This window comes from Flexivirga sp., from assembly GCF_051955415.1.
In the GTDB taxonomy this organism is placed as follows: domain Bacteria; phylum Actinomycetota; class Actinomycetes; order Actinomycetales; family Dermatophilaceae; genus Flexivirga.
The window spans coordinates 21,123-27,708 of record NZ_JBQCGS010000070.1 but is presented as its reverse complement, the minus strand read 5'-3'; the positions used below and the strand labels follow the sequence as shown (position 1 = coordinate 27,708).

At 68.5% G+C, this 6,586-nt stretch carries 4 protein-coding genes; 1 reads left to right on the top strand and 3 read right to left on the bottom strand.

Features of this window, described 5'->3' with window-relative positions; all coding sequences use genetic code 11:
- The coding region (locus ACTHL4_RS11685) for a site-2 protease family protein (RefSeq protein ID WP_440282937.1) at positions 1 to 984 on the bottom strand (984 nt) is incomplete at its 3' end.
- Between the two features lie 144 nt (positions 985 to 1,128).
- Here ACTHL4_RS11685 and ACTHL4_RS11680 point away from each other — a divergent pair.
- A complete protein-coding gene (locus tag ACTHL4_RS11680) occupies positions 1,129 to 2,025 on the top strand; it encodes a RecB family exonuclease (RefSeq protein WP_440282936.1) in 897 nt (298 codons plus the stop codon).
- Positions 2,026 to 2,027: 2 nt separating this feature from the next.
- On the opposite strand, the gene ACTHL4_RS11675 is transcribed toward ACTHL4_RS11680, so the two are convergent.
- On the bottom strand, positions 2,028 to 2,678 hold the full coding sequence (locus ACTHL4_RS11675; protein ID WP_440282940.1) for an HAD family hydrolase: 651 nt from the start codon (positions 2,676 to 2,678) through the stop codon (positions 2,028 to 2,030).
- Between the two features lie 78 nt (positions 2,679 to 2,756).
- Complete coding sequence (gene metH, locus ACTHL4_RS11670; protein WP_440282939.1) at positions 2,757 to 6,482, bottom strand: methionine synthase; 3,726 nt, start codon at positions 6,480 to 6,482, stop codon at positions 2,757 to 2,759.
- Positions 6,483 to 6,586 lie beyond the last annotated feature (104 nt).

Genomic DNA, 6,586 nt, shown 5'->3' with positions numbered 1-6,586 from the left:
GCCAGCCCCCGTTGATCGTGCGGCCTCCCCGCCCGCGGGCTGGCCGCCCGCCTGGGCGGCCGCCCGCCCCGTCGGCTGGTCGGTGCGCCCGGCGTGCTGCAGGTCCACCGCGGCGATGACACCCCACGGCATCCCGCGCGGGTCCACGACGACCACGTCGGTCGCGTGCGGCAGCTGTCCCACCGGTGTGGCATCGGGGACGACCACGGTGGGCCGCAGCACGTCACCGACCCGGACGCGGGCGAACAGCCGTCCCGACCGGGCCCGGGCGACCGCACCACTGGCGCCGAACCACAAGAAGCCGGCGATCAGCACCGACCACAGGACGTAGTAGGCCTGCGGCGTCTCTCCCCGGACCAAGGGCAGCACCACCGTCCAGCACACCATCGCCACCGCCAGCACGCGGCCGCACCAGCCCGCCACGAGCAGGCCGGCGGTGCGGGAGCCGGTGAGGCGCCATACGACGGCGTCGAGGATGAATCCACCGTCCAGGGGCATGCCGGGCAGTAGGTTGAAAACGGCGACGAACCCGTTGGTGAAGACGAACGCGCCGATGAGCAGCTTCGCAACCTCCCGGTCGTCGGCGACCGCGTGCAGGGCCAGCCAGCCCGCGAGGGCGAGCACGGCGTTGGCGAGCGGCCCGACGACGGCGACCAGGGCACTGGACATCGGCGAGCTGTCATCGGTTTCGTATGCCGTGTGTCCGCCCCACAGGTCAGCGACGACCCGTCGCACGTGGTAGCCGCGCCACTGACCGACGAGGGCGTGGGCGGCCTCGTGCGCGACCACGGACAACAGCAGCAGCAGCGTGTAGAGGAAGGCCACGAAGTAGGCGGTGCCGCCCAGGTCCGGATACGCGCTGCGCACCTGCGGCCCGAAGGTGACGATGATGACGACGGCGATGATCGGCCAGGTCCGGCCGAGGTAGATCGGCACACCGCGCAGCGTCCCCAGCTGCCAGCCGGGTCGGTCCGCGTTCGCCATGGCTCCAGCCTACGTGGCGGCGATCTTTCGGATGACGGTCGCTCTGACCGCCCCGACACGGCGAGAAAGTGACGACAGTAGCGACCTTTTCGTACCGCCCAGGGCCGACCGACCCTGTCCTACCGCCCGGTTAACGTGGATGGCATGCGAGGGAGAACCGACACGGCCGACGCGGCGGGCGAGACCGGTTCGCGCCCGCTGCGGCCGGCACTCTCGCCGAGTCGGGCCGGCGACTTCATGCAGTGCCCGTTGCTCTACCGCTTCCGGGTCGTGGACCGGTTGCCCGAGGAACCCTCCGCCGCCGCCGCACGCGGCACGTTGGTGCATTCGGTGCTCGAGCGGCTTTTCGACGTGCCGGCCGCGGAGCGGACCCTCGAGGCGGCGGTCGCGCTGTTGGAGCCCCAGTGGGCGGCCCTGGTGGAGCACGAGCCCGAGCTGGCGAGCCTGGTCGGCCAGCAGAGCGCCGATGACAGCGCGTGGTTCGCCGACGCCGCCGAGCTGGTCCGCCGGTGGTTCGCCCTGGAGGACCCCACGCGGCTCGAGCCGGCCGAGCGGGAGCTGTATGTCGAGGCCGAGGTCGACGGGCTGACGCTGCGCGGCTACATCGACCGGCTCGACGAGGCGCCCGGTGGCCTGCTACGCGTCGTCGACTACAAAACCGGCCGCTCACCCTCGCAGCTGTTCGAGGCCAAGGCACTCTTCCAGATGAAGTTCTACGCCCTGGTGATCTGGCGCACCCGCGGTGTGGTTCCCCGCATGCTCCAGCTGGTCTACCTCGGCAACAGCGAGATCGTGCGATATGTCCCCGACGAGTCGGACCTGCTGGCGACCGAACGCAAGGTCAAGGCGCTGTGGCAGGCGATCGAGCGAGCGGCCGCGACCGGCGACTGGCGGCCGCACCGCACCAGGCTGTGCGACTGGTGCAGCCACCGAGCGCTGTGCCCGGAGTTCGGCGGCACTCCCCCGCCACTGCCGGACGGTGCCATCGGGCTCGCCCTGGATCCGGTGCGTGCCGGCGAGACGTCACCGGTCGACGAGTGACCTCAGGCGCCCGATGCGATGCGGACCAGGTCCGCGGCGCGTAGCCCGTCCAGCGTGCTGACGTGGATCGCCCCGGCGATGTCGGGCACCTGGATCAGGTGCGGCACGGCGATCGTCGGCACCCCGGCCGCCACCGCGGCACGCACCCCCGGGATCGAGTCCTCGATGGCGACGCACTTGCCGGGGTCGACACCCAACTCGGCAGCAGCCGTGAGGTAGGCCTCGGGGTCCGGCTTGCCCTTGTCCACCCGGTCACCGGTCACCACCACCGTGAACGTGCCGGATGCCACACTGTCCAGCAGCACGCCCGCGAAGGAGTCGTAGGACATCGTCACCAGGGCATTCGGAATCCCTTGCGCCACAACGTCGTTCAGCAGCTGCTCGGCGCCCGGGCGCCAAGGCACGTGCGCGCGCATGCCGGCGATGACACGCTCGAGCAGATAGTCCACGATCTCCTCGGCCGAGAGTGTCACCGGGCTGTTGTCCCGGATCACCTGGCCCGACACGAGCAGCGGGTTGCCGACCAGCTGGTGCGCCATCTCGTCGGACCACTCCCCGCCGTATGACGCCACGAGCTCCCGCTCGGCGGCGATCCACAGGGGCTCGGTGTCGACGAGTGTGCCGTCCATGTCCCACAGGACGGCCGCCGGCAGCGCGTGGTGGTCTCGCGGCGCTCCCGCGCCGGCTCCGTCGCCTCGACTCCGAGCGACGTGCTGTTGTGTGCTGATGGGTCAGTCCTCCGGTTCGTAGCCGAGATTCGAGGAGAGCCAGCGCTCCGCCTGCTGCAGCGTCCAGCCCTTGCGGGCGGCGTAGGACTCCACCTGGTCCTTGCCGAGCCGGCCCACCACGAAGTACTGCGACTCCGGGTGCGAGAAGTACCAGCCGCTGACCGCCGCGCCGGGCCACATCGCCATGGAGTCGGTGAGCTCGATGCCCGTCTGGTTCGTGACGTCCAGCAGCTCGAAGAGCGTCGCCTTCTCCGTGTGGTCCGGGCAGGCCGGGTAACCGGGCGCCGGTCGGATGCCGCGGTACTTCTCCGCGATCAAGTCCTCGTTGCTCAACTTCTCGTCCGGCGCGTATCCCCACAGCTCGTGCCGGACGACGTCGTGCAGGCGTTCGGCGAACGCCTCGGCGAGCCGGTCGGCGATCGACTCGAGCAGGATCGCGCTGTAGTCGTCGAGTTCCTTCTTGAACTCCATGATCTTCTCCTGCGAGCCGAGGCCCGCAGTGACCGCGAATCCGCCCACGTAGTCACGCAACCCGGTGTCCTTGGGCGCGACGTAGTCGGCCAGCGACCGGTTGGGCACGCCCGCCCGGTGGTGCCCCTGTTGCCGCAGATGGTGCAGGGTCGTGCGCAGTTCGCCGCGCGTCTCGTCGGTGTAGAGCTCGATGTCGTCACCGACGGCGTTGGCCGGGAAGAAACCGACCACGGCGTTCGCCCGCAGCCAGCGGTGCTCGATGGCCTTGTCGAGCATCTCCTGCGCGTCGTCCCACAACTTGCGCGCTGCTTCGCCGGTGGACGGGTTGTTCAGGATGTCCGGGAATTTGCCCTTCATCTCCCAGGCGTTGAAGAACGGCTGCCAGTCGATGTAGTCGCGCAGTGTCGCCAGCGGGTAGTCGTGGAAGGTGCGCGTGTATGACGCGATCTTGCCCAGCTCACCGTCGTCGGCGACGTCTCGGGCCTGCTGCAGCAGGAACCGCGGCCGCGGCGGTTGATAGTCGGTCCAGTCTATCGGCGTTCGCTCGGCGAGCGCGTCGTCATACGTGAGCAGTGGCCGCGCGGTGTTCTTGGCGGCATTCCGCTTGCGGATCGACTCGTAGTCGGCGTTGATGTCTGCCATGAACGCGTCGTGGCGTTCGTCGGACAGCAACGCCGAGGCGGTGGGCACCGACCGTGAGGCGTCCTTCACCCACACCACGTCGCCGTGGTACTTCGGTGTCACCTTGACCGCGGTGTGTGCTCGGGAGGTGGTCGCACCGCCGATGAGCAGCGGGATGTCCCAACCCTGGCGTTCCATCTCGGACGCGACGTTGACCATCTCGTCCAGCGACGGGGTGATCAGCCCGGACAGCCCGATCATGTCGGCGTTCTCGGCCTTGGCGGTGTCGAGGATCTTCTGGGCGGGCACCATGACACCGAGGTCGACGACGTCGTAGTTGTTGCACTGCAGGACCACACCGACGATGTTCTTGCCGATGTCGTGGACGTCACCCTTGACGGTGGCCATCACGATCTTGCCCTTGGCGCGTTCGGCGTCGCCTGGCTTCTTCTCCGCCTCGATGAACGGAATCAGGTGGGCGACAGCCCTTTTCATCACGCGGGCCGACTTGACGACCTGCGGCAGGAACATCTTGCCGGCGCCGAAGAGATCACCGACGACGCCCATACCGTCCATCAACGGACCCTCGATGACGTTGAGCGGCCGCTCCCCCGCCGCCGCCAGTTCGAGACGCATCTCCTCGGTGTCCTCGACGATGTATTCGTCGATGCCCTTGACCAGCGCGTGCGTGATGCGCTCGCGCACCGGGTCCTCGCGCCACCTGAGCTTGTCGTCGGGGCTCTGGTCCTCGGCCGCCTTGTTGTGCTCCTCGGCGACCTCGAGCAGGCGTTCGGTGGCGTCCGCCCGGCGGTTGAGTACGACGTCCTCGATGCGCTCGCGCAGCACGGGGTCCAGCTCGTCGTAGACGCCGAGCTGCCCGGCGTTGACGATGCCCATGGACAGGCCGGCCTTGATCGCGTGGTAGAGGAAGACCGCGTGGATCGCCTCCCGCACCGGGTTGTTGCCACGGAAGGAGAACGACACGTTGGAGACGCCACCCGAGGTGAGCACGCCGGGGAGGTTCTCACTGATCCAGCGCGTCGCCTCGATGAAGTCGGTGCCGTAGGCGCGGTGCTCCTCGATGCCGGTCGCCAGCGCGAACATGTTCGCGTCGAAGATGATGTCCTCGGCCGGGAAGCCGACCTCCTGGGTCAGGATGTCGTAGGCGCGCTGACAGACCTCCTTGCGCCGCTCGAGCGTGTCGGCCTGTCCGGTCTCGTCGAACGCCATCACCACCACCGCCGCGCCGTACTTGCGGCACAGCTTCGCCTGCTCGACGAACTTCTCGACGCCCTCCTTCATGGAGATCGAGTTGACGATGGATTTGCCCTGGACACAGCGCAGTCCGGCCTCGATGACCTCCCACTTGGAGGAGTCGATCATGACCGGCACCCGGCAGATGTCCGGCTCGGTCGCGATCAGTTTGCAGAAGCGGTCCATCGCCGCGACGCCGTCGATCATGCCCTCGTCCATGTTGACGTCGATGACCTGGGCGCCGGCCTCGACCTGCTGCCGGGCGACGTTGAGGGCGGTCGGGTAGTCGCCCTCCTTGATGAGCTTGCGGAAGCGCGCCGAGCCGGTGATGTTGGTGCGTTCGCCGACGTTGACGAACAACGATTCGTCGGTGACGTTCAGCGGCTCGAGACCCGACAGCCGCAGCGCGGGCGCCACATCTGCGGGGACGCGGGGCGCGAGGCCCTCGATCCGGTCACCGATCTCGGCGATGTGCTCCGGCGTCGTGCCGCAACAACCGCCCAGCACATTGACCAGGCCGTCCTTGGCGAATTCGCCCAGCACGTCGGCCATCTCGGCGGCGGTTTGGTCGTATTCGCCGAAGGCGTTGGGCAGTCCTGCATTGGGATAGCAGAAGGTGAAACAGTCTGCGATCCGAGCGAGTTCGGCGGCATACGGCCGCATGTCGGCGGCGCCAAGGGCGCAGTTGAATCCCACCGCCAACGGCCGGGCGTGCCGGATGCTGTTCCAGAACGCCTCGGTGACCTGGCCGGACAGGGTCCGGCCGGATGCGTCGGTAATGGTGCCGGAGATGAACACCGGCCACCGGCGGCCCCGCTCCTCGAAGAGCGTCTCCAGGGCGAACACCGCGGCCTTGGCGTTGAGGGTGTCGAAGATCGTCTCGATCAGCAGCAGGTCACTGCCGCCGTCGACCAGGCCCTCGGCCTGCTCGTGGTAGGCGTCGACGAGCTGCTCGAAGGAGATGTTGCGCGCGCCCGGGTCGTTGACGTCCGGGGAGATCGACGCGGTGCGGTTGGTCGGTCCGAGGGCACCGGCGACATACCGCGGACGCTCGGGTGTGCTCGCGGCGTCACACGCCGCCCGGGCCAATAGCGCCGACTCGTAGTTGAGCTCATAGCTGAGCTCCTCCATGCCGTAGTCGGCCATCGAGATGCGCTGCGCGCTGAAAGTGTTGGTCTCGATGATGTCCGCGCCGGACTCCAGGTAGGCGTCGTGAATGGCGCTGATCACCGACGGGTTCGTCAGCGACAGGAGGTCGTTGTTGCCCTTGACGTCCTGGTCCCAGTCGGCGAACCGCTCGCCCCGGAACTCTTCCTCGCTCAGCTTGTGTCGTTGGATGAAGACGCCCATGGACCCGTCGAGCAGCAGCACCCGTCGCGTCATCGCGTCGGTGAGGGCTTCGGTGGCATCCGGACGAACCAGGGAGGTGTCGCACGTTGACGGCGTCACGCGTGCAAGGGCGCTCGCTCCGCGCCCGGCGTCCGGTG

What these genes read in the sequence shown, in the direction of transcription:
- ACTHL4_RS11680 (WP_440282936.1), top strand. Translation starts at nt 1,129, where the DNA reads ATGCGAGGGAGAACCGACACGGCCGACGCGGCGGGCGAGACCGGTTCG.
- metH (WP_440282939.1), bottom strand. Translation starts at nt 6,482, where the DNA reads ATGACGCGACGGGTGCTGCTGCTCGACGGGTCCATGGGCGTCTTCATC.